This is a genomic window from Planctomonas deserti (assembly GCF_003067705.1).
Taxonomy (GTDB): Bacteria; Actinomycetota; Actinomycetes; order Actinomycetales; family Microbacteriaceae; genus Planctomonas; species Planctomonas deserti.
The window spans coordinates 525032-549294 of sequence record NZ_QANL01000002.1; the positions used below are offsets into that span (position 1 = coordinate 525032).

The window sequence follows — 24263 nt, forward strand, 5'->3', positions numbered from 1 at the left end:
TCAGCGCTCGTAGCGCAGCAGGTTGACGTAGCTCAGGTTCCACTCCTCGTCCAGGGTGAAGCCGAGCGGGGCGAGGCGCTCCGTGATGCCGGGGCGCCAGTCCTGACGGTCGCTCGTCACGAGCCACACGACGTCGACGCCCTCCAGCTCGTCGAGGCGGTCGCGCACACGGTGGCGCTCCTCCCAGAGCCGGCCCGTCTCGCCCGCAGGCGTCTCGAGGGTGAAGTCCTCGAGGCCCTCGAAGGCGTCCGGGTACGCGTAGCTGATCACCCTGCTCGTCGCGGTCGGATGCTTGCGCAGCGGACCGTAGATCACGGCCTCACGGGTGCCTGGCGCCTCCGCCGCCGTCGCCGACCGCTCCGCCGCCACGATGCGGGCGACCTCGGCCCACGACGACCTCTGCTTCGCCTCGGGCTGGCGCTGCGCCACGAACGTTGGGGCGGATAGCGCCGCGAGGAGCACGATGACGAGCGCCACCCGCCGCCCCCGGGCGACCGTCACGGCGCCGACGGCGAGCACGAGGGCGACACCGGGGGCCGTGAAGGTGAGGTAGCGCGGGGAGTAGAGCGGATCCATCAGCACGGACATGGCGACCAGCCCGAGGGGCGGGACGACGGCCCAGGGCACCGCGAGCTGCGCCAGGGTCGGCGCGAACGGGCTCGGCGTCACGGCGAGCGATGCGGCGGGGGAGGGGCCCCGGCGGCCGAGCGCGAGCACGATGGCGCCGAGGGCCGCGAGCGACCACGCGGCGGTCGCGAACCACGGGTTGCCGAGGAACAGCTGGGTCAGGAACACCGAGTGGAAGGAGTGGGCGCCGATCGGATCGATCCACGACACCTGACCGGACTGGGCGATGATCGCCGCGGCGAGGGGCAGGCAGACGAGCCCGGCGACGGCCGCGGCCGCGGCCCACCCCACGAGGGAGCGCAGCGCGTCGGCCCGCCGGCCGGTTCCGCGCGCACGCTCCCCCCGGGCGCTGACCGCGGCCCAGAGGAGCGTGACGCCGTGGCCGACGACGAGCAGGGCGAGGTAGATGAACACGGTGACGCTCGCGATGGCGAGGAGGCCGTAGGCGCTCCACCAGAGCGCCCGCGTGCGCCGGTTCTCGCCGGCCCGGCGGCAGGCGGAGGCGAGGACGAGGGTGAGGCAGACGGCGAGCGCGACGCTGAGCGCGTAGGAGCGGCCCTCCGCCCCCATCCAAGTGACCCGGGGGAAGAGGCAGAACGCGAGACCGGCGACGAGGGCGACGTTCCGCGTCGCCACGCGGCGGGCCAGGGCGACGAGGCAGCCGGCCGCCACCCCCGTGACGACCGCGCTCGGCAGACGCAGGGTGAAGGGCGTGTAACCGACGGCGTCGATCCACGCGTGCATGAGCAGGTAGTAGAGGCCGTGCACGGCATCGACGGTGCCGAGCATGCGCCACAGCTCGGGCCAGCTGCGGGTGGTCGCCGTGATCGTCGCGGCCTCGTCGTACCAGATGGACGGCACCCAGGAGAAGGCGATGGTCAGCAGGAAGCCGAACGCGCCGACGAGCAGCGCGTCGCGCCGCCCCGCCCGGCGGCCCGCGGCGACCGCGGCGGAGTCGGGCGGGAGGCCGGGCTGGGCAGCGGGCGTCGATCCCGTCGTTGCCTGCCCGGACGTCGCCGACCCTGACACAGACTGCTCCGACACGGACTGCCCTGACACGGACTGCCCGGCCGCGACTGCAGCGGCGGAGGCCCGCCCGCCCGGAAGCAGGTCCGTCCCCGCGATACCCCCGCCACCCGAGCTGTCCGGTAGGCGCGACCATCCCATGCGTCGAGGCTATGCGCTTCTCCTGAACAACGGAGCGGGTTTCGGGTCCGGGCCGTCGCCTAGGCTCTTCAGGTGGCTCACCTCCTCGGCGCGGAAGCGCTCTCCCTCGAATTCCCCACCAAGGTCGTCTTCGACCGCGTGACGATCGGGCTCAACGAGGGCGACCGCGTCGGCATCGTGGGGCGCAACGGCGAGGGCAAGTCGACGCTCATGCAGCTGCTGGCCGGGCGCATGGAGCCCGACGACGGTCGCGTCACCGTGCGCCGCGGACTGCGGATCGGCATGCTGCACCAGGCGGACGAGCTCGACTCCTCCCGCACGGTGGCCGACACGATCGTCGGCGGCATCGACGAGCACGAGTGGGCGGGCGACTCCCGGGCCCGCGACGTGATCGCCGGGCTCGCGTCCGACGTCGCCTGGGACGCGGAGGTGTCCAGCCTCTCCGGCGGGCAGCGGCGGCGCGTCGCGCTCGCCGCGCTCCTCATCGGCGACTGGGACATCCTCTTCCTCGACGAGCCGACCAACCACCTCGACGTCGAGGGCATCGCCTGGCTCGCCGCCCACCTGAAGCAGCGCTGGTCGCCCAACGCCGGCGCGCTCGTCGTCGTGACCCACGACCGGTGGTTCCTCGACGAGGTCGCGAACGCCACCTGGGAGGTGCACGACCGCATCATCGAGCCGTTCGAGGGCGGCTACGCGGCCTACATCCTCCAGCGTGTCGAGCGCGACCGGATGGCCGCGGCGACAGAGTCGAAGCGGCAGAACCTCATGCGCAAGGAGCTGGCCTGGCTGCGCCGCGGCGCCCCGGCCCGCACGAGCAAGCCCAAATTCCGCATCGACGCCGCCAACGAGCTCATCGAGAACGAGCCGCCCGTGCGCGATGCGGTGTCGCTCGCGTCCATGGCCATGCAACGCCTGGGCAAGGACGTCGTCGACCTGCTCGACGTGTCCGTCGCCTACGGTGAGAAGGAGATCCTCTCGCACGTCGAGTGGCGCATAGCGCCGGGGGAGCGCACCGGCGTGCTCGGCGTGAACGGCGCGGGCAAGTCCACGCTGCCCAGCCTCGTGGCGGGCTCCCTGCAGCCCACGAGCGGGCGGGTGAAGCGGGGCAAGACCGTGAAGATCGCGGTGCTCACCCAGCAGCTCGCCGAGCTGAACGACATCCAGAACGACCGGGTCAGCGAGGTCATCGGCCGGCAGCGGACCACGTACGTGACGGGCGGCAAGGAGGTGACGCCGAGTCAGTTGCTCGAGCGCCTCGGCTTCACGAGCGCCCAGCTCTCCACACCGGTCAAGGACCTGTCCGGCGGGCAGAAGCGGCGCCTGCAACTGCTGCTGATCCTGCTCGACGAGCCGAACGTGCTGATCCTCGACGAGCCGACGAACGACCTCGACACCGACATGCTCGCGGCGATGGAGGACCTGCTCGACTCGTTCCCCGGCACCCTGCTCGTGGTCAGCCACGACCGGTACCTCCTCGAGCGCGTCACCGACCAGCAGTACGCAATGATCGACCGTGGCTTCCGGCACCTGCCGGGCGGCGTCGAGCAGTACCTGCAGCTCCGGGCACAGCAGGTGCGCTCGGGGTCGGCGTCCGGCGGGACCTCCGCCGGTGCCACGGCGCCCAGCGCGGCCACCGCGGGCGGGCAGACGCTCGGCGGCGCCGAGCGTCGGGCCGCGGAGAAGGAGCTGTCGTCGTACACGCGGCGGCTCGAGAAGCTGGACGTGCAGATCCGCGCCCTTCACGCCGACCTCGCCCGCCACGACCAGGGCGACTACGAGGGGCTCGGGGCGCTCACGGCGCAGCTGCGCGACCTGGAGGCCGCGGTGGACGAGGCGGAGACGAACTGGATCGAGCTCTCGGAGCGCCTGGAGTCCTGACCCCAGGCGCGGCTGGCACGTTCCACCCGCGCCCCTTCATCACCCATTGATCGCCCCTGCCCAGGCAGGGGCATCGTGCCCAGGTTAAACCTGGGCAGGATGCCGGTGCCTGGGCAGGGACACAGCGGCCAGGGATGTTCCGCCGTGTTACGACCCGGCTTTGCGACGGGTTCGCGAGGCGTCTAGCGTCGGAGGAACGGACCCGCATCGAGGCGGCGCGGACCGGCACCCTCCCGTTGCGACACTCGTCCCTCGCGTCGACCACCGGCACGCGTTTCGGCGCCTACGCGCCTTGCGGGTCCCCAACGGAAAAGGACCTGCAATGAACAAGAAGCTCGTCGCGGCGCTCGCCGTGATCCCCCTGGTCGGCGCGCTCGCCGGCTGCTCCTACGGCTCGTCGAACGAGCCCGCCGCCCAGCCCGACGAGAACGGCGAGGTGACCGTCTCCATCGGCACCACGGAGGAGAGCCAGGACTACTGGACCGTCCTCAAGGATGCCGCCGCCGAGGAGGGCATCACCATCGAGACCGTGCAGTTCTCCGACTACACGCAGGCCAACCCGGCCCTCGACTCCGGCGAGATCGACCTGAACCTGTTCCAGCACCTCCAGTTCCTCGCCGAGTACAACGTCGGCACGGACAGCGACCTCACGCCCGTCGGCGCGACCCTCGTGGTGCCGCTCGGCCTCTACTCGAAGAAGCACACGTCCGTCGAGGACATCCCCCAGGGCGGCAGCGTCGCGATCCCGAACGACCCGAGCAACCAGGCCCGCGCCCTGCTCGTGCTGCAGGAGGCCGGCCTCATCTCGCTGACCGGCGGCGGCAACTCCCTGTCCACGCCGGCGGACATCGACACGACCGCGTCGAAGGTCACCGTGACGCCTGTGGACGCGGCGCAGACCATCCTGGCCATGGACTCCGTGGATGCGTCCATCGTGAACAACAACTTCGTGGCCGACGCCGGGCTCGACTTCGAGTCGTCGCTGTTCAAGGACGACCCGGCCAGCGACGCCGCGAAGCCCTACATCAACGCCTTCGTCGCCCGTGCGGACGACGCCGACAACGAGACGTTCCAGAAGATCGTCGACCTGTACCACACGCCCGAGGTCGAGGAGGCCGTGCTCGAGGGCTCCGGCGGTACCGCGGTGATCAAGGACGAGGACGGCGCCGAGCTGCAGGAGATCCTGAGCGGCATCGAGGACAACCTGCGCGAGAAGGCCAAGAGCTAGCCGTGCCCGCGATGGTGAGGTTCGACGGCGTCTCCAAGACGTTCCCGGTCGGCAAACAGACCGTCGTCGCGGTGGAGAACGTGAGCCTCACCATCGAGCAGGGCGAGATCTTCGCCATCATCGGCTACTCGGGCGCGGGCAAGAGCACGCTCGTGCGGCTGATCAACGGTCTCGAGCGCGTCACGTCCGGCACGGTGACGGTGGACGGCGTCGACGTGACAGCCCTGTCGGAGTCGAAGCTGCGCCCGGTGCGCAGCGGCATCGGCATGATCTTCCAGCAGTTCAACCTGTTCCGCTCCCGCACGGTCGCCGGCAACGTGGCGTACCCGCTGAAGGTCGCCGGCTGGCCGCGGGAGAAGCGGGCCGCGCGGGTCGCCGAGCTGCTCGAGTTCGTCGGACTCGGGGAGCGGGCCCGCTCCTATCCGGACCAGCTCTCCGGCGGCCAGAAGCAGCGCGTGGGCATCGCCCGCGCGCTCGCCACGTCGCCCAAGCTGCTGCTGGCGGACGAGTCGACGAGCGCGCTCGATCCGGAGACCACGCAGGAGGTGCTGCGCCTGCTGCAGAAGGTGAACCGCGAGCTCGGCGTCACGGTGGTCGTCATCACGCACGAGATGGATGTTGTGAGGAGCATCGCCGACCGCGTCGCCGTGCTCGACCGCGGCCGCGTCGTGGAGCAGGACACCGTGTTCGAGGTCTTCTCCAACCCGAAGACCGAGACCGCGCGCCGCTTCGTCGGCACGGTCATCCGCGACCGGCCGACGAGCGGGGACCTGACCCGCCTCCGCGCGAACCACAGCGGCCGCCTCGTGACGGCCCAGGTGCGCGAGGGCGGCCGCGTCGGCGCGATCCTCGCCGGCGCCGCCGAGCTCGGGGTCAGCTTCGAGATCGTCTACGGCGGCATCAGCGCCCTGCAGGACCGCTCGTTCGGCAGCCTCACCCTCGAGCTGCAGGGCCCGGATGCGGGCATCGACACGCTGCTCTTGCGGCTGCGCGAACACACCGACGTCGAGGAGGTGGCCGCCTGATGTTCGGCATCGACTGGGAGACCATCGGCCCGCTCTACGTCCGCGCCTTCGGTCAGACGCTCTACATGGTGTCGGTCGCCATGCTCGCGGGCGGTCTCGCCGGCCTCGTGCTCGGCACCCTGCTCTACACGACGAGGCGCGGCGGGCTGCTGCAGAACCGGCTCGTCTACAACGTCCTCAACTTCGTGGTGAACCTGATCCGGCCGATCCCGTTCATCCTGCTGCTCGCGTTCATCGGGCCGCTGACGCTCGCCGTCGTCGGCACGCAGATCGGCACCGAGGCCGTCATCTTCCCGCTCGCGATCGCTGCGTCCTTCGCCGTCTCGCGCATCGTCGAGCAGAACCTGGTGACGATCGATCCCGGGGTCATCGAGGCCGCACGGGCGATGGGCGCGAGCCCGCTGCGGATCATCCTCACCCTGCTCGTGCCCGAGGCCCTCGGGCCGCTCATCCTGGGTTACACGTTCATGTTCATCGCGGTGGTGGACGCGTCGGCCGTCGCGGGCATCATCGGCGGCGGCGGCCTGGGCGACCTCGCGATCGTCTACGGCTACCAGCGGTTCAACTACCCCGTGACGCTGCTCGCGGTCCTCACGATCATCGTGATCGTGCAACTGGTGCAGGTGCTCGGCAACGCCCTGGCCCGCCGGGCGCTGCGGCGTTGAGAACGGCTGCTGACCGCTCGGCCGATAACACCTAGGCTGCGGTTCCGCAGCTTCCGCCCGCCCGCGGCCGAGGTGTAGAACAGGGCGCAACAGGAGGGTGGCGCTCATGACGACTTCGGCATCATCGAACACGGCTCCCGACACGATCGTGCTGATCCACGGGTTCTGGGTCACGCCGCGCAGTTGGGAGCACTGGAAGGCTCACTTCGAGGGCAAGGGCTTCCGGGTCCTGACGCCCCCGTATCCCGGATTCGAGGGCGAGGTCGAGGCGCTCCGGGCGGATCCGACGCCGATCGAGCGACTCGACGTGCCGGAGCTGCTCGAGTCGATCGAGAAGAGGATCGGGACGCTCGAGAGGCCACCGATCATCATGGGTCACTCGGCCGGTGGGGCCTTCACGCAGATCCTGCTCGACCACGGATTCGGTGCGGCAGGGGTGGCGATCAACTCGGCGCCGACCGAGGGCGTGCGGGTGGTGCCGCTCTCGCAGATCAGGTCATCGTTCCCGGTGCTGAAGAATCCCGCCAACCGGCACAGGGCGGTCGGCCTGACCCAGGAGCAGTGGTACGACATCTTCGCGAACACCTTCACCGAGGAGGAGTCGCTGGCCCTGTACGAGCGGTATCACATCCCCGCCTCGGGAAAGGTCTTCTGGGGTAGTGCGCTCGCGAACATCCACCCCGGCAAGGACGACACCTACGTCGACTACCACAACGACGCTCGGGCGCCTCTGCTCTTCATCTCCGGGAAGCAGGATCCCCTCTTCCCGCCCAAGGTGGGCCATTCGAACGTCAAGCACTACAGGTCGAACACGGTGACCGAGATCGTCGAGTTCGACGGCCCCCACCTCCTGCCCGCCGTTCCGCATTGGCGGCAGATCGCGGATTTCGCGCTCGACTGGGCCCTGCAGCACGCGACCGCCCGGCAGACGACATCGTCATGATCCCGGCGGCGGGGTCCGAGCGCCGGGCGCTGCGGCGCTAGGTGCGGGCGCTGAGCCTGTCGAAGCGACGTGACGTCCCTTCGACGGGCTCAGAGACCGTGGGGTGCCGCGCTGGACCGTGGGGCGCCGCGCCGCGCCGTGCCGCGCGGTGCTGTGCTGTGCTGGGATTCCTAGCGCAGGGAGAGGCGGTCCACCCAGTGGGCGAGGAAGGCCGCGCCCGCCTCGTCGTGGATCGCGTCGCCGATCGTGACGATCTGGTACGGCCGCTCGAGCACGCCGTCGCCCGGCCGCACGTCGACGTGGGCGACGTCGTAGCCCGCCGCGTGCAGGTGGTCGGCCATCAGGTAGTCGCTACGCGAGTCGCCGACCGAGCGCCAGAGGCGCGGCAGGTCGCCGTGCCGGGCGAAGTACTCGAGAGCGCGCTCGGCGCCGCGGTCCTTGTCGAGCAGCACGGACTCGATGTCCGTGGAGATAATGGTCGGGTCGAGGCGGAACGGCACGTCGCCCCTGTCGTCGGGTCGTGAGCGGTCGCCGTAGCGCACGCCGAGCCCGTGCGTCGCGACCAGGTCGAACGCGGCGTCGTTGAAGGCGACCTGCGCCTCCCGGTAGGTCGCTGAGTCGACGTCGGTGCGCTGCTCGACGGAGATCATGGCGCGCTTCGTCTCGTCGAAGAACATCGTGTCGGCAAACTCGGAGGCGACGAGCCGGCGCACGTCGTCCACGACCGCGTCCGGCAGCGCGACGCTCGAGTCGACTGTGACCTCGGCCATGCCGTCCGCGGTGATCGCTGACCAGGCCGCGCCCTTCTCGAACACCGCGAACATGCGCGCGTTCTCGGCCAAGAGCGCGTCGGTGAGCCCCGCGGCGAACAGCGGCGTCATCACCTGCTCGCGCAGGAAGGCGTCCGACCGTCCCGTGATGAAGGCGATGGGGATGCCCGCCGCCGCCATGGTCACGAGATCCGCGACGATGGTCTCCTCCGCGATCGTGCGGGTGATGGGGCTCGCGATGGGGCCGTCGACGTCCAGGAGCAGTCCGAGGTTATGCACCACCCCATCCTGCCCTGCTCCCGGCCGAACGTCCGGCGGAAGTTCCGGTCGCACTCGCGGCCGTACCTCAGTCAAAGTCGAGGCTGAGCTTGCGGAGCAGGCCCGCCAGGCGCTCCTGGTCGGCGCGCGTGAGGGTGGCGAGCAGACGCGTCTCCTCGGAGACGAGGTCCGTGATGGCCGCGTCCACGCGGCTGCGACCGAGCTCCGTCATCTGCACGAGGATGCCGCGGCCGTCGTTCGGGTCGGTGCGGCGCTCGACGAGGCCGCGCGTGACGAGCCGGTCGATGCGGTTGGTCATGGTGCCGCTCGAGACGAGGGTCTGCTGCAGCAGCGCCTTCGGGCTCAGCTGGTACGGCGATCCCGCCCGGCGCAGCGCCGCGAGCACGTCGAAGTCCGGCGGCTCGAGGTCGGAGCCGGTGAATGCGCTCCGCCTGGCCCGGTCGAGGTGCTTGGAGAGCCGGTCGAGACGGGAGAAGACCTGCAGTGGCGAGAAGTCGAGGTCGGGCCGCTCACGAAGCCACGCGCTCACGATGCGATCGACCTCGTCGGTGTTGGGCATCCCCCCATTATCGGGCGAGGGGATGGGGCCGGGACCGGGCCGGCGGTGCCCGAGGCCCGACAGGCACCGAACCCAGGCGAACACCTCCGGGGCGTCTGGCAGACTGGATCGCGCGTTGCGGGCGACCGCTTCCGCGTTCCGCCTTGGTGTAATGGCAGCACGACAGCCTTTGGAGCTGTTAGGTCCAGGTTCGAGTCCTGGAGGCGGAGCTTCCTGTTCTCGTGTTCGTTCCACATCCATCCGGGGGAGAGCCAGTGCCCATCGAATCCTCGACGCTCGCCGTCGTCATCCTCGCCGCGGGGCAGGGCACGCGGATGCGGTCCCGCACCCCGAAGGTGCTGCACCCCCTTGCCGGCGTGCCGCTCATCGGCCACGTGCTCGCGACCGCGGACGAGCTGGAGCCCGCCCACGTCGTCACCGTCGTGCGGCACGAGCGCGACCTCGTCGCCGAGGTCGTGACCGCCCACGCGCCGCACGCCGTGCTCGTCGACCAGGACGAGCTGCCGGGCACCGGCCGGGCCGTGGAGCTCGCCCTCGAGGCGCTGCCCGGGTTCGACGGCACGGTCGTCGTGCTCAGCGCGGACGTGCCGCTGCTCGATGCCGCGACGGTCCGGGCGCTGCTCGAGGCCCACACGCTGGCGGGCAACGCGCTGACCCTGCTCAGCGCCGTGTTCGAGGACCCCACCGGCGGCGGCCGCATCGTGCGCGGCTCGGACGGGATGTTCGAGTCGATCGTCGAGCAGAAGGACGCCTCGGTGGAGCAGCTCGCGATCCGCGAGGTGAACGCGGGCATCTACGTGTTCGCGGCCCCCGCCCTGCGCGATGCGCTCGCCGGGATCGGCACCGACAACGCGCAGCGCGAGAAGTACCTCACCGACGCCGCCGCGGGCATCCGGGCCGCGGGTGGCGGCATCGAGGCCGTGCCGGTGACGGATCCGTGGCTCGTGCAGGGCATCAACGACCGCGTGCAGCTCGGCGACGTCGCACGCGAGCTCAACGCGCGCATCGTGCGCGGCTGGCAGCTCGCCGGCGTGACCGTGCAGGATCCGGCATCGACCTGGATCGACCTGACCGTGACCCTGGCGGAGGACGTCACCGTGCTCCCGGGAACCCAGCTGCGCGGCGCGACGGTCGTCGAGACCGGCGCCACGATCGGCCCGGACACCACGCTGGTGGACTGCGAGATCGGCGCGGGCGCCACCGTGAAGCGCACGGACGGCACGCTCGCCGTGATCGGCGCCGGCGCATCCGTGGGGCCGTTCGCGTACCTGCGGCCGGGCACCTACCTGGGCGCGGGCGGGAAGATCGGCACCTTCGTGGAGACGAAGAACGCCCGCATCGGCGACGGCTCGAAGGTGCCGCACCTCAGCTACGTGGGCGACGCGACGGTCGGCGAGGGCGCCAACATCGGCGCAGGCACGATCTTCGCGAACTACGACGGCGTCAACAAGCACCGCACCGAGATCGGGTCGCACGTGCGCACCGGCTCGCACAACGTCTTCGTCGCGCCGATTACAATCGGTGACGGAGCGTATACGGGAGCCGGATCCGTGGTGCGCAAGAGCGTGCCCGCCGGTTCCCTGGCCATCAACGTCGCTCCACAACGGAACATCGCCGGCTGGGTCGCATCGAACCGACCCGGGACTGCCGCGGCCGAAGCAGCATCCGCTGCTGAAACCGGTGGGAACGCTGGTAACACCGACGGCAGAGACTAGGAAACGGAGTCCCGTGGCGGACATCAAGATCACCGGCGAAAAGCGACTCGTTCTCGTCACCGGGCGGGCCCATCCCGAGCTGGCGGAGTCCATCGCCTCCGAGCTCGACACGGCCCTGGTGCACACGGACGCGAGGACCTTCGCCAACGGCGAGCTCTACATCCGCTACGACGAGAGCGTGCGCGGCTGCGACGCCTTCGTGATCCAGTCGCACACGGCGCCCATCAACGAGTGGCTCATGGAGCAGCTCATCATGGTGGATGCGCTGAAGCGCGCGTCGGCCAAGCGCATCACCGTCGTGGCGCCCTTCTACCCCTATGCCCGCCAGGACAAGAAGGGCCGCGGCCGCGAGCCCATCTCCGCCCGCCTGGTCGCGGACCTGTTCCGCGCCGCCGGCGCCGACCGCATCATGTCGGTCGACCTGCACGCCGCGCAGATCCAGGGCTTCTTCGACGGCCCGGTCGACCACCTGTTCGCGATGCCGGTGCTCATGGAGCACATGCGCAAGGAGCTCGACCCCTCCACCCTCACGGTCGTGTCGCCCGACATGGGCCGCGTGCGCGTGGCGGACATCTGGAGCGACAAGCTCGGCGCCCCGCTCGCCATCATCCACAAGCGCCGCGACCCCCGCGTACACAACCAGGTCACCGTGCACGAGATCGTCGGCGACGTGAAGGGGCGGGTGTGCCTCCTGGTCGACGACCTCATCGACACCGGCCGCACCATCGTCTCCGCCGCCGAGGCGCTCAAGAAGAACGGCGCGACCCGCGTGGTCGTCGCGGCGACGCACGCCGTGTTCTCGCCCCCGGCCATCGAGCTGCTGAGCTCGGCGCACATCGACTCCGTCGTCGTGACCGACACTCTGCCCCTGCCGCCCGAGAAGCGGTTCGAGAAGCTCACGGTGCTCTCGATCGCCCCGCTGCTCGCCCGGGCCATCCACGAGGTCTTCGACGACGGTTCGGTCACGTCGATGTTCGACGGCGCCGCCTGACCGACGCGCGATGGATCCGTTCCTGCTCCTTCTCCTGATCTTCGCCGTCTTCGTGCCGGTCGGCATCGTCCTGGCGCTCGTGGTGTTCCCGGCGATGCGCCGGAAGCGTGACCACGCCATCACGGCGGCGGAGGACCTGCGCAACGAGCCCCCGCTCGACCGCCCCTGAGGTCCGCGGCCGCGGTATACGGTTCCTGAGGATCACGGTCCCTGAGCTTGTCGAAGGGACGGGACACGCGCTCCGCTCCCAAGCAGGGGACGGATTCGCCTCAAGCGGCGGTGCGGGTCCGCACGACCTCGCGCGCCACGCGGCCCGAGGGGATGAGCCCCAGCGACACGATGTGCTCGTCGCCGCCGAATGCCCCGACCGAGTAGCACTCCCAGCCCAGGAAGCCGGGGCCGAACAGCTCGAACCGGGCGTCGAAGCCCTCGGCGTCCGGGATCTCGTAGGAGACCCAATCTGCGCAGGCCGTGTTTGCGGTGCGCGACGCGACCCCGATGGTCGTGACAACGCCGGGCAGCACGAGCCCCACGATCCCGAGCAGCACGATGACGCGCATGGCGTTCACCATGCGCCTGCTGCGCAGCGGCCTGCCCTCGTGCGGCTCGTAGCCGGACAGCTCGGGTTCGTCGTCGTGTTCGCTCATGCCTCCGACAGTCTCCCACGCCCTCCTAGGCTGGTCGGGTGACCCTTCTGACCAGGCGCCTCGGTATCGGCCACGCGATCGGAATCGGGCTCGCGTCGATGATCGGGGCGGGCGCGTTCTACGTGTGGGCGCCCGCGGCCCAGGCTGCAGGGTCGGGCCTCTTCCTCGGCCTGCTCATCGCCGGTATCGTCGCGACGCTGAACGCGCTGAGCTCGGCCCAGCTCGCCATGGCGCACCCCGTCTCGGGCGGCGCCTACGCCTACGGCCGCGCGACGCTCGGGCCGTGGTGGGGATTCGCGGCCGGCTGGCTGTTCCTTGCGGGCAAGACGGCGTCCGCGGGTGGCATTGCGCTCATCGCCGGAACGTACCTGTGGCCCGACCAGGCGCGGGTGACGGCCGTGCTCGCGATCCTGGTGTTCGCCCTCGTGAACATCACCGGCATCCGCAGCACGGGCCGGGTGAGCGTGGGCATCGTGACGGTCGTGCTGAGCGGCATCGCGGGCGTCGTCGTGGTGGCGCTTCTCACGCACGGGAACGACTTCGCCCTGCCGGGCTGGGGCTGGGGCTCGGGCGATGCGACTGCGGGCGGTGACGCGGCCGGTGACGCGGCTGGTGCGGGCCCGTTCGGCGTGCTTCAGTCGGCCGGCCTGCTGTTCTTCGCCTTCGCCGGTTACGCGCGCATGGCGACGCTGGGGGAGGAGGTGCGGGATCCTCGCCGCACCCTGCCCCGGGCCATCGTGGGCGCGCTGGCGATCGCGCTCGTCGTCTACGCCGTGCTCGGCGTGCTCTGCGTGGGCATCCTCGGCATCGATGGGCTCGCGCGCACGGCGGCGCCCGTTGCCGCGCTGGTGCCGGAGGGCTGGGCCCCGCTCGTCACCGTCGTTGCGGCGGTCGCGAGCCTGGGGTCGCTCATGGGGATCCTCGCCGGGCTCAGCCGCACCTCCCTGGCGATGGCGCGCGGGCGCGACCTGCCCGGCCGGCTGGGCTGGATCTGGCCGCGCACCTCCGCGCCGGCGGCCGCCGAGGCCACGATGGCGGTGCTGGCCATCCTCGGCGTCCTGCTCCTCGACCCGGTGCAGCTCGTCGGCTTCTCCGCGAGCTCCGTGCTCGGCTACTACGCGATCGCCCACCTCGCGGCGCGGGCCCAGCCCCCGGGGGAGCGATGGCTGCCCCGCGCGGTGCAGTACGTGGGCGTGGTGGGCTGCCTCGTCCTGTCCCTCACCCTCCCGCCCCAGTCGGTACTCGCGGCGGCCCTCGTCCTCGCGCTGGGCCTCGCTCTCCGGGCGGCCCGCCTCCGCGCCCGCCCGACCGCCTGAGTAGCGGTGAGTGCCGTCACGACTTTCCCCACACACGGTCCCTGAGCCTGTCGAAGGGACGGAAGGCGCGCGGGCTCTCACACCGGCCCACACGGTCCCTGAGCTTGTCGAAGGGACGAGAGGTGAGCCGCCTCTGACACGGCAAATACGGTCCCTGAGCTCGTCGAAGGGACGCACCGAACCCGGCTGCAGGAGTTTTCCACACCGTCCACAGCTGGCGGAGAGGTGATGTCGGTGGTGCCTGGTTCGATGTCGGCATGGAAACACCGACGTTCCCACCCGAACCCGCTCCACCCGGCACGCCGCCGGGTGCTCCCGAGACGTTCGCCGCGATGATCGACGCGGTCAAGATGTTCGAGGGCTTCTCCCGCTGGGCCGCCGCATGCCGCGCCGAGGCCATCGACCGAGCCCGCCTCTGGACGGAGGCCACGGACCTCTCCGTCCCCACCACCGGCGGGCCGCGCTGGTCGCCGCGGGTCGCCGGACACCGGGTCCTGGTCACCGAGCTCGCCTGCGCCTTGCGCATCTCGGAACGCGCGGCGGAGAACCTCGTCGCCGAGAGTCAGGCGCTCGTCCACGACCTCCCCGCGACGCGAAAGGCGCTGCAGGACGGCCGAATCGGGTACCGCCACGCCCAGGTGTTGATCGACCACACCAATACGCTCCCGGCTGCGGGAGTGGCGGCGGTGGAGGAGGCGGTGCTGCCGAAGGCGGAGAGCCTGACGGTCCCCAAGCTCGACCGCGCAACCCGGGACCTGCGCGAGCGCCTCCACCCGGAGTCGATCACCGAGCGGCACACGAAGTCGGTCACCGACCGGCACGTGGAGACCTGCCCGGCGCAGGACGGGATGGCGTGGCTGAACGCGTTCCTCCCGGCACCGGAGATCACGGGGATCGCGAACCGTCTGCGCGACATCGCTGAGGGGTTGAAGGCAGAGCCGGGGGAGGAGCGGACGAGGACGCAGCTCATGGCCGACGCGTTCACTGACCTCCTCCTCGACGGCACCACCACCGCGGCGCCCACCTCCGACACTGAGACGACGGCCGAGGCGGTGGAGCACAGGTCGACCCCGCGCATCGACGCGCCGATCGGGGTTGGCATCCGCCCGCGCGTTCTGGTGACCGTTCCGGTGCTCACGCTGCTCGGCCGCTCCGAGGAACCGGGCACGTTGGAGGGCTACGGACCCATCGACGCGTACACGGCGAGACGGATCGCGGCGAAGGCACCGAGCTTCACCCGCATCCTCACTCACCCCGAAACGCAAGCCGTGCTCTCAGTCGGCCGAGACCGGTACGCGGTGCCGAAGGACCTGCGGACGTGGCTGAGGGTGCGCGACGAGACCTGTCGCTTCCCCGGCTGCAACCGCAGCGCCGCCCGCGCGGACATCGACCACGTCACCGACTGGCAGTACGGCGGCGGCACCGACTACGGCAACCTCGTGCACCTGTGCCGGTCGCATCACCGGGTGAAGCACCACACCGCGTGGTCGTCGAGGTCGGCGGGCGGCGGACGGGTGCGCTGGCTCTCACCCAGCGGACACGAGTACGAGACGGAACCGGCGACGCACATTCGGCCGCCCAAGCGGAAGCGGTTGCAAACCCAGGGGAGTGCGGCACCGATCCCGGACGAGCCACCGTTCTAGAGGAAGCCGCTCAGTTGAGGTCGGAAGGAACGTCCCGTCGCTTCGACAGGCTCAGCGACCGTGGGGGTGGCTCCTGCGTGCAGGCGCCAGATACGGTCCCTGAGCTTGTCGAAGGGACGTCACCGAAGCGATGGCGTTGCGCCGCTTCGACAGGCTCAGCGACCGTGTGATGAGGTCCGCGCGCCCGTGCAGGAGTCGTGGGGTCGCTCCTGCGCGCCCGGCGCCCCGTACGGTCCCTGAGCTTGTCGAAGGGACGTCACCCGAGCGGTGGAGTTGCGTCGCGCCGACAGGCTCAGCGACGGTGGCGTGGGCTCATGTGCTCAAGACGTCATCGCCCTGAGGCAAGTGCGCAATTCAGGCTGAGATGCGACACGCCGCGCATCCGGGAGTCCCCAGATGCGGCGTGTCGGCCTTCAGGCCTGAATCGTGGACGCTGCGCAACGTAGCGCGCTCGCCCTCGGACCTAGTGCGTGTCGTCCGCCTCGATCTCGGTGCGGTCGCCGCTCCACAGGATGTGGAAGGTGCCCGCGCCGTCGATGCGCCGGTAGGTGTGGGCGCCGAAGAAGTCGCGCTGACCCTGGATGAGAGCAGCGGGCAGCCGCTCCGACGCGAGGGAGTCGTAGTAGCTGAGCGCCGCCGCGAAGCCCGGGACCGGGATGCCGGACTGCGCCGCCGTCACGACGATGCGGCGCCAGGCCGCCTCGCCGTCCGCTACGGCCTTGGCGAAGTACGGGTCCTCGAGCAGGGACGTGATGGTCGCGTTGTGCTCGTAGGCCTCGACGATGCGGTTGAGGAACTGCGCGCGGATGATGCAGCCGCCGCGCCAGATCTTCGCGATCGCCCCCTTGTCGATGTCCCAGTCGTACTCCTTGGCACCCGCGATGATGGCGTCGAAGCCCTGCGCGTACGCGACCACCTTGGACGCATAAAGTGCGGCCCGCACGTCGTCCTCGAAGCCTTCGCCGACCGATGCGATCTCAGGGCGGCTCTCGATCGTCGCGCGCACGGCCTTGCGCTGCTCGGGCTTGCTCGACACCGCACGCGCGAACACTGCCTCGGCGATGCCGCCGACCGGCACGCCGAGCGCGAGCGCGTTCTGCACGGTCCAGACGCCGGTGCCCTTCGAGCCGGCCTCGTCCACGATCACGTCGACGAGCGGCTTGCCCGTCTTGGCGTCGACCTGGCGCAGCACCTCCGCCGTGATCTCGATGAGGTAGGACTCGAGGTCCCCGCCGTTCCAGGCCTCGAACACGTCCGCGATGGCGGCGGGCTCGTGGCCCCCGACGCGGCGCAGCAGGTCGTACGCCTCGGCGATGAGCTGCATGTCGGCGTACTCGATGCCGTTGTGGATCATCTTCACGAAGTGACCGGCGCCGTCGGTGCCGACGTGCGTCACGCAGGGCTCGCCCTCCGCGACGGCGGCGATGGACGCAAGGATCGGGCCCAGCGTCTCGTAGGCCTGGGCGGATCCGCCCGGCATGATGCTCGGGCCCTTCAGCGCGCCCTCCTCGCCGCCCGAGATGCCGGCGCCGACGAAGTTGAGGCCGCGGTCACGCAGCTCGCGCTCCCGGCGGATCGTGTCCGTGAACAGGGCGTTGCCACCGTCCACGATGATGTCGCCCTCCTCGAAGTGCTCGGCGAGCTGGTTGATGACGGCGTCCGTGCCCGCACCCGCCTTCACCATGATGATCGCGGTGCGCGGCTTCTGAAGGGAGGCGACGAAGTCCTCGATCGTCTCCGAGGCCACGAAGCCCGCCTCCGGGTGCTCCTCGAGGAGCGCGTGGATCTTCGAATTCGAGCGGTTGTACACGGCGACCGTGTTCCCCTCGCGGCTCGCGAGGTTCCGGGCGAGATTAGAGCCCATCACCGCCAGCCCGACAACACCGATGTTCGCGACAGCCTGCTCGGCCATGAAGTCCTCCTCGTCGTGGTTCCTCGTCCAGAGTAGTGACTCCCCGCGTCCGAATAGCGACTCCCGCCCCGCAGGTACGTCTCGCGACGTAGCATGCCGCCATGAACGATCAGCGGAGAGGACGGCCGGGCATCGACGTACCGGACGCCCGCGGACGGACAGGATTGGATCGGGTCGGCCGGGACCTCACCCGGAACCCCGGCGTGCGCGTGACCGACGTTGAGCTCGTGGCGTCGGGCTGGCATGTGCTGCGCGCCACGACGTTCGACTACCGGCGCCGCGACGGGCAGTGGACGAGCGAGCGGCGGGAGACCTACGACCGGGGCAACGGCGCGTGCGTGCTGCTGTACGACGCCGCGCGTCGGACGGTGCTGCTCACCCGACAGTTCCGTTACCCCGCGTACGTGAACGGGCACGAGGACGGCATGCTCGTCGAGGTCGCCGCGGGCCTGCTCGACGAGGACGACGCCGAGACCGCGATCCGGCGCGAGGCCGAGGAGGAGACGGGTGTGCGGATCGGCGAGCTGCAGCACGTGCTCGACGCGTACATGAGCCCCGGCTCCGTGACCGAGCGGCTGCACTTCTACGCGGCCGCCTACGACGGCGCCGATCCCCACCGCGCCGATCCCGACCGGATAGGCGGCGGCATCGCGGACGAGGGCGAGGACATCGAGGTGCTCGAGCTCGGCTTCGCCGACGCGCTCGCCGCGATCCGTTCGGGCGAGATCGCCGACGCCAAGACGATCATGCTGCTGCAGTGGGCGGCCCTCGACGGCCCGTTCGCGGCCGATGCCGGCCGGCACACGCACGGGCAGGCGCGCGGGCACGAGCCGCGCGGCGGCGAGTACGGGCACGAGGACGAGCTCGAGGTCCAGCACGAGTACGAGTCGGCGGTGTTCACCGAGGCGATGGGGTCGACGGAGCCGCCCGAGACCGACTAGCCCCGAGACCGACGGAGCCGCCCGAGACCGACCAGCGCGGAGACCGACCAACGCCCAGACCGACTGGCGCCGAGAAGCCTCAGGAGGCGGCGGGCGCGAACTGCGTGCGGTACAGCTGCGTGTAGCGCCCCTCCGCGGTCAGCAGCTCCTCGTGGGTGCCTCGCTCGACGACGCGACCCTCCTCGATCACCAGGATCTGGTCGGCCTGGCGGATGGTCGACAGCCGGTGCGCGATCACGATCGACGTGCGGCCCACGAGCGCCTCCGCGAGCGCGGCCTGCACGGCGGCCTCCGAGGTCGAGTCGAGGTGCGCGGTGGCCTCGTCGAGGATGACGACCTGCGGCCGGGCGAGCAGCACGCGCGCGATCGTGAGCCGCTGACGCTCGCCGCCGGAGAGCCGGTAACCGCGCTCGCCGACGATGGTGTCGAGGCCGTCCGGGAGCTCCCGCACGAGGTCCGTCAGGCGCGAGCGCTGCAGCGCCTCCCACACCTCGGCGTCGGTGGCCTCGGGCCGGGCGAGGAGCAGGTTGGCGCGGATCGACTCGTGGAAGAGGTGGCCGTCTTGCGTGACGAGGCCGACGGAGCGGCGGATGTCCTCGGCGGAGAGGTCGCGCACATCGACGGAGGAGAGGCGCACCGTGCCCTCGTCCACGTCGTACAGCCGGGGTACGAGCTGCGCGATCGTCGACTTGCCCGCGCCGGAGGAGCCGACGAGGGCGATCATCTGCCCTGGGGCGACGCGGAAGGACACGTCGTGCAGCACCTCGACGCCGCCGCGCGTGTCGAGCACGGCGACCTCCTCGAGCGACGCGAGCGAGATCTTGTCGGCGGACGGGTAGGCGAAGCGCACGCGGTCGAACTCGACCGACACCCCGCCGTCCGGGATGGGCGTGGTCACCGGCTTCTCGGCGACGAGCGGCTCGAGGTCGAGCACCTCGAACACGCGCTCGAACGAGACCAGGGCGGTCATCACCTCGACGCGGGCGCTGGCGAGCGCGGTGAGGGGCGCGTAGAGCCGGGTGAGCAGCAGCGCGAGCGACACCACGGCGCCGGCCTCGAGGCCGCCGTCCGCGGCGATCACGCCGCCCATGCCGTAGACGACGGCGAGGGCGAGCGCTGACACCAGGGTGAGGGCAGTCACGAAGACCTGCTGCACGACCGCGATGCGCACGCCGATGTCACGCACGCGCGCGGCGCGGGCGTAGAACGCCGCCGACTCCTCGCGCGGTCGGCCGAACAGCTTGATGAGCGTCGCGCCCGGCGCGGAGAACCGCTCGGTCATCTGGGTCGCCATGGTGGCGTTGTGGTCCGCGGCCTCGCGGGACAGCCGGGCGAGCCGGGCGCCCATGAACCGGGCCGGGAGCAGGAACACGGGCATGAAGACGAGCGTCACCAGGGTGACCTGCCACGAGATGCCGAGCATCACGATGAGGGTCAGCACCAGGGTGACGACGTTGCCGACGACCGTGGAGAGCGTGTTGCTGAAGGCGCGCTGGGCGCCGATCACGTCGTTGTTCAGCCGGCTCACCAGGGCGCCCGTGCGGGTGCGGGTGAAGAAGGCGATGGGCATCTTCTGCACGTGGTCGTAGACGCTCGTGCGCAGGGCGAGGATGAGGTCCTCGCCGATGCGCGAGGAGAGCCAGCGCTGCAGCAGGCCGAACGCGGCCTCGCCCAGGGCGATGAGTGCGATGAACCCGGCGAGCCCGAGCACGACCGGCGGCGCGGACCGGGCCACGATGGCGTCGACGACCTGGCCGGCGAGCAGCGGCGACACGACGGCGAGCACCGCGGTGATGACGCTCGCGATGAGGAACACCACGAGCGAGGTGCGCAGCGGACGGGCGAACGCCGCGATCCGGGTGAGCGTCGCCCGCGTGAACGGCCGCCGGTCGCTGCCCGACCGGCTCGCGTTCCACATCGCCGACCGGGCGGAGCTCTCGATATCCATGCGGTCAACGGTACGTCCTCGCTGAGGAGCCGCTTCACCGCGTGGTTAGCGGCGGGGGCCCGGGCGCGGGAGGATCAAGCATGGCAACCACGCGACAGACCGAGATCGAGCGCAAGTACGACGTCGAGGAGGGCGGCGGACTGCCCGACCTGTCCGGGATCGAGGGCGTCGGATCGGTCGAGACCCGCGAGACGGTCACCCTGGAGGCCGTCTACGTCGACACCGAGCGGGGCGACCTCGCCCGCGCCGCCATCACGATGCGCAGGCGGTCCGGCGGCAAGGATGCCGGCTGGCACGTCAAGCTGCCCGCGGGAGCGGGACGCACGGAGCTGCACGCGCCGCTCGAGGACGGCACCATCGAGGGCGACGAGGTGGTGGCGCCCGCCGGGCTCCTCGACGCGGTGCGACTCGTGGTGCGCGGGCGGCCCCTCGTGCCCGTGGCGCGCATCCGGACCGAGCGCACTGCCCTGATCCTGCACGACGCCTCCGGCCGGGAGGTGGCCGAGGTCGCCGATGACGCGGTCACGGCGACGGACCTGCGGTCGGGCGAGGAGCGGTCCTGGCACGAGGTCGAGGCCGAGCTGCTGGGCATCGACGAGGACGGTGGCGCCGAGGACGGGGGCGTGCAGGACGGTGGCGCCGAGGACGGGGGCGTGCAGGACGGTGGCGCCGAGGATAGTGGCAGGCAGGACGCGGCGACCGGCACGCCCCGCACCGCGGAGTCAGGCGCGGCGCTGCTCGACGCGATCGAGCGGGCGCTGCTCGGGGCGGGCGCCGTGGCGTCGGCGAGCCGCTCGAAGCTGGCCCGGGCGCTCGGCCGGGACGACCTGACCGATGCCAGCACCGGCGGCGGCACCGGGGCGGGGTCGGGATTCGCTTCGGCAACGTCCTCGAAGCGGCCGAAGACGGCGATCGACGCCGTCGCGGCGTCCCTGCGCTCCCTCGTCGGCGACCTGCTCGCGGCCGACCCGGCCGTGCGGCGGGACGACGCCGAAAGCGTGCACGAGATGCGCAAGGTCGTGCGCCGGCTCCGCAGCGTGCTCGCGGCGTCCCGCCGGGTGCTCGACCGCGAGCAGGCGGACGCGCTGCGCGCACGCCTCGCGACCCTGGGCCGCGTGCTCGGCGAGGCCCGGGACGCCGAGGTCCGCGCCGCGCGGGCCACCACCGGCATAGACGCCCTGCCCGCCGACGTCGGGGACCGCCGGCTCCGCAACCGGCTGATCGCTAACGCGAGGCGCGACTACCGGCGCGCCCACCGAAAGCTTCTGACCTTCCTGTCCGGTCCGGAGTACTTCGGACTGCTCGACGCGCTCGACGAGTTCGTCGCGGCACCGCCCGCGGGCAAGCGCGCCGCGAGCCCGGCGGGGAAGGCGCTCCGCCGCGCCCTCGAGAAGGAGGTCGACCGCAGCCTCCGCCGCGCCGGCGAGGCGCGGTCCGCGGAGGCGGCAGACGCCATGGACGCCCAGCACGCGGCCCGCAAGGCCGCCCGGCGGCTCCGCTATGCGGCGGAGGCCGCGCAGGCGGGCGGTGGCATCCGCTCCCGCGGCGACATCGAGCGGGTCGCCGCCCTGGCCGCGGCCGCGGAGCAGGTGCAGGACGTGCTCGGCGACCACCGTGACGCCTCCGTCTTCGCCGAGCACGTGCGCGCGGAGTCCGGACGGGCGCACGCCGCGGGGGAGCAGACCTTCGGCTACGGCGTGCTCTTCAGCGGAGCGCGCCGAGCAGCGGACGACGCCGAGACGCGCGCCGAGGAGGCGGTCCGCGGCCTGCGCCGCGCCGCGAAGAAGCTGTAGCGGCGGCGAGCCGGGGCTCCTCACGCTGGGGGCCTCCCTACGCTGCGGGGCTCCTTACCCTGCGGGGCTCCTAGCCCTGCACGAGGTTGCGCATCGGCCGGTCGCCGAGCAGCGCCGCCACGTTCTCGTCGATGAGGGCGGACGCGCCGAGCGGCCGGCCGCCCGCCGCGTGCGGGGTGAGGATCAGGTTCGCCTCGTCCCACAGCGGAGAGTCCGCGGGCAGGGGCTCCAGGCTCGTCACGTCGAGCGCGGCGCCGGCCAGCCGCCGGGCGCGCAGCGCGTCGAGCAGGGCGTCCTCGTCCACCGTGCTGCCTCGGCCGACGTTGACGACCCAGGCGTGCGGCGGCAGCTGGGCCAGCCTGTCGGCGTCGAGGATCTTGGCCGTGCCCTCGGTCGCCGGCAGGATCATGATAAGCACGTCGGTGCGGGGCAGCTCGTCCGCCAGGTCCTCGGTCGCGATCACCCGCACGCCGTCCTGCTCCCGGGCCGAGGTCGCGACGCCGGTGACCTCGGCGCCGAGGGCGGTGAGGTGCGGCGCCAGCGAGGCGCCGATGCTGCCGAAGCCCCAGATCAGCACGTGGGCGTCCCGCAGCGTGCTGAAGAGGCCGGGGCTGGGCTCGCGCTGGACTCCGCCGATGTCGCTCGCCCAGCGGTGGCCGATCTGGGCCCGCACGAGCGTGTGCAGCCGACGCGCGGCCGCGAGCACGAGGGCAAGCGCGTGCTCGGCGACCGGGCGGTCGTGCAGGGACCGGCCGGAGGTCAGGATCACCTCGGAGTCGAAGCCCGCCGCCACCAGGGCGTCCGTGCCTGCGGAGAGCACCTGCACCCAGCGGACCCGGGTCAGGCGGCGGGCCGCGTCCTTGAGCAGGGCGTCGGGCGTGCCCCATACGATCAGGGCGTCGGCGTCCTCGTGTTCGGCCGCGATCGGCTCCGCCGGATCGTAGGAGACGTACCGCACGTCGTCCCGGGGTGCGAGGGCGAGGTCGATGCTCGTCGGTACGAGCACCTTCAGCGGGGCGCCGCTGCTCGCGGCCTCGCCCGTGGTTGCGTCGGCTGTGCTGGTCATGCGTCGTCTCCGATCGGGAAGGAAAGGCCGTGGCGATCGCCGAGCTCGCGGAGCTCCGCGACGGTCGCGGCGGGCAGCGGGATGCCGTCCCGCTCGCGCTGTTCAGCGGTTCTGTCCTCGGGCTCCCCGGGCACGAGCACCGAGGAGAACCCCGCGGCGGGCGCGACGGCGTGTGCGAGGTCGACGAGGCCCTGGATGCGGTCGGTGAACTCCGCCAGCGGCAGGAAGTGCTCGATGTCGAGCACGAGCAGCCAGTGGCCGATGTTCTGCGGCTTGCTGAAGTCGTTGTACATGTTGCCGAGGTCGCGCGCGACGGCGGCGCCGGTGAGCACGCCGCCGAGGATCTCGACGAGGAAGCCGAGGCCGTACCCCTTCGGTCCGCCTGCGGGCAGAAGGGCCGTGACCGCGTTGGCGTCCGTCGTCGGCTCCCCGTCGTCGTCGACGCCCCAGGTCGGCGGGATCGGCTTCCCGGCGGCCTGGGCGACGAGCACCTTGCCCATCGCGCTGGTGCTCGTGGCCATGTCGAGGCTGATGGGCTTGCCGCCGGTCGGGGCGGCGAAGGCGATCGGGTTCGTGCCGAGCAGGGCCTCGCGTCCGCCGTGCGGCACGACGATCGGCTCGGAGTTCGACACCACGAGCGCGACTGCGCCCTGCTCCGCGAGCCAGCGCGCGTAGAAGCCTGCAGCGCCGAAGTGCGTGCTTCCCCGCACGGCGGCCGTCGCGACGCCCGTCTCCCGGCTCACGCGCAGGGCCGCCTCGACGGCGGCGCGGGTCGCGATCTGGCCGGCCGCCCCGTTGGCGTCCACCGTCACCACGGAACCCTCGACGGTGACGATCGGCGCCGCGGCCGGGTCGACGAGCCGCTCGCTGATCCGGCGCTCGTACGCGGGCAGGCGGATGACGCCGTGCGAGTCCACGCCCCTCAGGTTCGCGTCGACGAGCGTGGCGGCGAGGTACGCCGCCTCGTCCCCGCCGTAGCCCCAGGTCTCGACGAGGCGGGAGACCCACTCCTCAAGGACGCCCCTGTCGAGCGTGACGTCTTCCGTGCTTCGGTCGTCCGTGGTGCTGCCGTCCGTGGTCATCGGACCCCTTCTCATCGTCGAGTTCTCGTCTCGGGCACCGCCGCCGCGGGCCAGCCGCCCGGCCA

General features: G+C 71.6%; 20 protein-coding genes and 1 tRNA gene. 13 read left to right on the plus strand and 8 right to left on the minus strand.

Going from position 1 to position 24263, the window contains the following annotated elements; translation table 11 throughout:
* Positions 1–1794, minus strand: a complete 1794-nt coding sequence (locus tag DAI20_RS18485; RefSeq protein ID WP_159084977.1) for a glycosyltransferase family 39 protein — start codon at positions 1792–1794, stop codon at positions 1–3.
* Between the two features lie 72 nt (positions 1795–1866).
* On the opposite strand from DAI20_RS18485, the gene DAI20_RS08630 reads away from it, so the two are divergent.
* The 5 genes from DAI20_RS08630 to DAI20_RS08650 all read left to right on the plus strand — a co-directional run bounded on the left by DAI20_RS08630 (position 1867) and on the right by DAI20_RS08650 (position 7536).
* Positions 1867–3675, plus strand: a complete 1809-nt coding sequence (locus tag DAI20_RS08630) for an ABC-F family ATP-binding cassette domain-containing protein (protein WP_108250163.1) — start codon at positions 1867–1869, stop codon at positions 3673–3675.
* 322 nt (positions 3676–3997) lie between these two features.
* Positions 3998–4903 carry a MetQ/NlpA family ABC transporter substrate-binding protein gene (locus tag DAI20_RS08635; RefSeq protein ID WP_108250164.1) on the plus strand — a complete coding sequence of 302 codons (906 nt, stop codon included), beginning with the start codon at positions 3998–4000 and terminating at the stop codon, positions 4901–4903.
* Positions 4904–4914: 11 nt separating this feature from the next.
* Complete coding sequence (locus tag DAI20_RS08640; RefSeq protein ID WP_168927682.1) at positions 4915–5928, plus strand: methionine ABC transporter ATP-binding protein; 1014 nt, start codon at positions 4915–4917, stop codon at positions 5926–5928.
* The gene (locus DAI20_RS08645) at positions 5928–6593 is read left to right on the plus strand and encodes a methionine ABC transporter permease (RefSeq protein WP_108250166.1); all 666 of its coding nucleotides are present in this window, start codon (positions 5928–5930) and stop codon (positions 6591–6593) included. Before DAI20_RS08640 ends, DAI20_RS08645 begins: the two co-directional genes overlap by 1 nt.
* A gap of 106 nt (positions 6594–6699) precedes the next feature.
* Positions 6700–7536, plus strand: a complete 837-nt coding sequence (locus DAI20_RS08650; protein WP_108250167.1) for an alpha/beta hydrolase — start codon at positions 6700–6702, stop codon at positions 7534–7536.
* 170 nt (positions 7537–7706) lie between these two features.
* Here the strand turns inward: DAI20_RS08650 and DAI20_RS08655 are convergent, their stop codons facing one another.
* Positions 7707–8585, minus strand: coding sequence for a hypothetical protein (locus tag DAI20_RS08655; RefSeq protein ID WP_108250583.1), 879 nt, complete (start codon positions 8583–8585; stop codon positions 7707–7709).
* A 67-nt stretch (positions 8586–8652) separates the two neighbouring features.
* The gene (locus DAI20_RS08660; RefSeq protein WP_108250168.1) at positions 8653–9144 is read right to left on the minus strand and encodes a MarR family winged helix-turn-helix transcriptional regulator; all 492 of its coding nucleotides are present in this window, start codon (positions 9142–9144) and stop codon (positions 8653–8655) included.
* Positions 9145–9281: 137 nt separating this feature from the next.
* Here DAI20_RS08660 and DAI20_RS08665 point away from each other — a divergent pair.
* The 4 genes from DAI20_RS08665 (at position 9282) to DAI20_RS18490 (ending at position 12019) form a co-directional block, all read left to right on the plus strand.
* Positions 9282–9353: transfer RNA gene (locus DAI20_RS08665), tRNA-Gln, on the plus strand.
* 51 nt (positions 9354–9404) lie between these two features.
* The gene (gene glmU, locus DAI20_RS08670; RefSeq protein ID WP_108250584.1) at positions 9405–10859 is read left to right on the plus strand and encodes a bifunctional UDP-N-acetylglucosamine diphosphorylase/glucosamine-1-phosphate N-acetyltransferase GlmU; all 1455 of its coding nucleotides are present in this window, start codon (positions 9405–9407) and stop codon (positions 10857–10859) included.
* 13 nt (positions 10860–10872) lie between these two features.
* Entirely contained in the window at positions 10873–11850 is a 978-nt protein-coding gene (locus DAI20_RS08675) for a ribose-phosphate diphosphokinase (RefSeq protein ID WP_108250169.1), read from the plus strand.
* 10 nt (positions 11851–11860) lie between these two features.
* Positions 11861–12019 (plus strand): hypothetical protein, encoded by a 159-nt coding sequence (locus tag DAI20_RS18490; RefSeq protein ID WP_159084978.1) that lies wholly within the window; start codon positions 11861–11863, stop codon positions 12017–12019.
* A 100-nt stretch (positions 12020–12119) separates the two neighbouring features.
* On the opposite strand, the gene DAI20_RS08680 is transcribed toward DAI20_RS18490, so the two are convergent.
* On the minus strand, positions 12120–12497 hold the full coding sequence (locus DAI20_RS08680; protein ID WP_108250170.1) for a hypothetical protein: 378 nt from the start codon (positions 12495–12497) through the stop codon (positions 12120–12122).
* Between the two features lie 38 nt (positions 12498–12535).
* Between DAI20_RS08680 and DAI20_RS08685 the strand changes: the two genes are divergently transcribed.
* Together DAI20_RS08685 and DAI20_RS08690 are read left to right on the plus strand one after the other, a co-directional pair.
* Positions 12536–13813: an APC family permease gene (locus DAI20_RS08685; RefSeq protein WP_205781396.1), complete on the plus strand. Its 1278-nt coding sequence runs from the start codon at positions 12536–12538 to the stop codon at positions 13811–13813.
* Positions 13814–14070: 257 nt separating this feature from the next.
* Complete coding sequence (locus tag DAI20_RS08690) at positions 14071–15456, plus strand: HNH endonuclease signature motif containing protein (protein ID WP_108250171.1); 1386 nt, start codon at positions 14071–14073, stop codon at positions 15454–15456.
* A 463-nt stretch (positions 15457–15919) separates the two neighbouring features.
* Here the strand turns inward: DAI20_RS08690 and gnd are convergent, their stop codons facing one another.
* Entirely contained in the window at positions 15920–17368 is a 1449-nt protein-coding gene (gene gnd, locus DAI20_RS08695) for an NADP-dependent phosphogluconate dehydrogenase (protein ID WP_108250172.1), read from the minus strand.
* 101 nt (positions 17369–17469) lie between these two features.
* Between gnd and DAI20_RS08700 the strand changes: the two genes are divergently transcribed.
* Complete coding sequence (locus tag DAI20_RS08700; RefSeq protein ID WP_108250173.1) at positions 17470–18309, plus strand: NUDIX domain-containing protein; 840 nt, start codon at positions 17470–17472, stop codon at positions 18307–18309.
* A gap of 79 nt (positions 18310–18388) precedes the next feature.
* Here the strand turns inward: DAI20_RS08700 and DAI20_RS08705 are convergent, their stop codons facing one another.
* A complete protein-coding gene (locus DAI20_RS08705; protein ID WP_108250174.1) occupies positions 18389–20257 on the minus strand; it encodes an ABC transporter ATP-binding protein in 1869 nt (622 codons plus the stop codon).
* Between the two features lie 80 nt (positions 20258–20337).
* On the opposite strand from DAI20_RS08705, the gene DAI20_RS08710 reads away from it, so the two are divergent.
* Positions 20338–22050, plus strand: coding sequence for a CYTH and CHAD domain-containing protein (locus tag DAI20_RS08710; protein WP_108250175.1), 1713 nt, complete (start codon positions 20338–20340; stop codon positions 22048–22050).
* A gap of 70 nt (positions 22051–22120) precedes the next feature.
* On the opposite strand, the gene DAI20_RS08715 is transcribed toward DAI20_RS08710, so the two are convergent.
* Both DAI20_RS08715 and DAI20_RS08720 read right to left on the minus strand, forming a co-directional pair.
* On the minus strand, positions 22121–23116 hold the full coding sequence (locus tag DAI20_RS08715) for an NAD(P)-dependent oxidoreductase (protein ID WP_205781397.1): 996 nt from the start codon (positions 23114–23116) through the stop codon (positions 22121–22123).
* A complete protein-coding gene (locus DAI20_RS08720) occupies positions 23113–24198 on the minus strand; it encodes an Ldh family oxidoreductase (RefSeq protein WP_159084979.1) in 1086 nt (361 codons plus the stop codon). The genes DAI20_RS08715 and DAI20_RS08720 overlap by 4 nt, the downstream gene beginning before the upstream one ends.
* Between the last annotated feature and the right edge of the window lie 65 nt (positions 24199–24263).

Coding starts and splice junctions, on each gene's coding strand:
- DAI20_RS08700 (WP_108250173.1), top strand. CDS start 17,470: ATGAACGATCAGCGGAGAGGACGGCCGGGCATCGACGTACCGGACGCC.
- DAI20_RS08660 (WP_108250168.1), bottom strand. CDS start 9,144: ATGCCCAACACCGACGAGGTCGATCGCATCGTGAGCGCGTGGCTTCGT.
- DAI20_RS08680 (WP_108250170.1), bottom strand. CDS start 12,497: ATGAGCGAACACGACGACGAACCCGAGCTGTCCGGCTACGAGCCGCAC.
- DAI20_RS08710 (WP_108250175.1), top strand. CDS start 20,338: ATGGCAACCACGCGACAGACCGAGATCGAGCGCAAGTACGACGTCGAG.
- DAI20_RS08650 (WP_108250167.1), top strand. CDS start 6,700: ATGACGACTTCGGCATCATCGAACACGGCTCCCGACACGATCGTGCTG.
- DAI20_RS08690 (WP_108250171.1), top strand. CDS start 14,071: ATGGAAACACCGACGTTCCCACCCGAACCCGCTCCACCCGGCACGCCG.
- DAI20_RS08645 (WP_108250166.1), top strand. CDS start 5,928: ATGTTCGGCATCGACTGGGAGACCATCGGCCCGCTCTACGTCCGCGCC.
- DAI20_RS08635 (WP_108250164.1), top strand. CDS start 3,998: ATGAACAAGAAGCTCGTCGCGGCGCTCGCCGTGATCCCCCTGGTCGGC.
- DAI20_RS18490 (WP_159084978.1), top strand. CDS start 11,861: ATGGATCCGTTCCTGCTCCTTCTCCTGATCTTCGCCGTCTTCGTGCCG.
- DAI20_RS08705 (WP_108250174.1), bottom strand. CDS start 20,257: ATGGATATCGAGAGCTCCGCCCGGTCGGCGATGTGGAACGCGAGCCGG.
- gnd (WP_108250172.1), bottom strand. CDS start 17,368: ATGGCCGAGCAGGCTGTCGCGAACATCGGTGTTGTCGGGCTGGCGGTG.
- DAI20_RS08720 (WP_159084979.1), bottom strand. CDS start 24,198: ATGACCACGGACGGCAGCACCACGGACGACCGAAGCACGGAAGACGTC.
- DAI20_RS08640 (WP_168927682.1), top strand. CDS start 4,915: ATGGTGAGGTTCGACGGCGTCTCCAAGACGTTCCCGGTCGGCAAACAG.
- DAI20_RS08715 (WP_205781397.1), bottom strand. CDS start 23,116: ATGACCAGCACAGCCGACGCAACCACGGGCGAGGCCGCGAGCAGCGGC.
- DAI20_RS18485 (WP_159084977.1), bottom strand. CDS start 1,794: ATGGGATGGTCGCGCCTACCGGACAGCTCGGGTGGCGGGGGTATCGCG.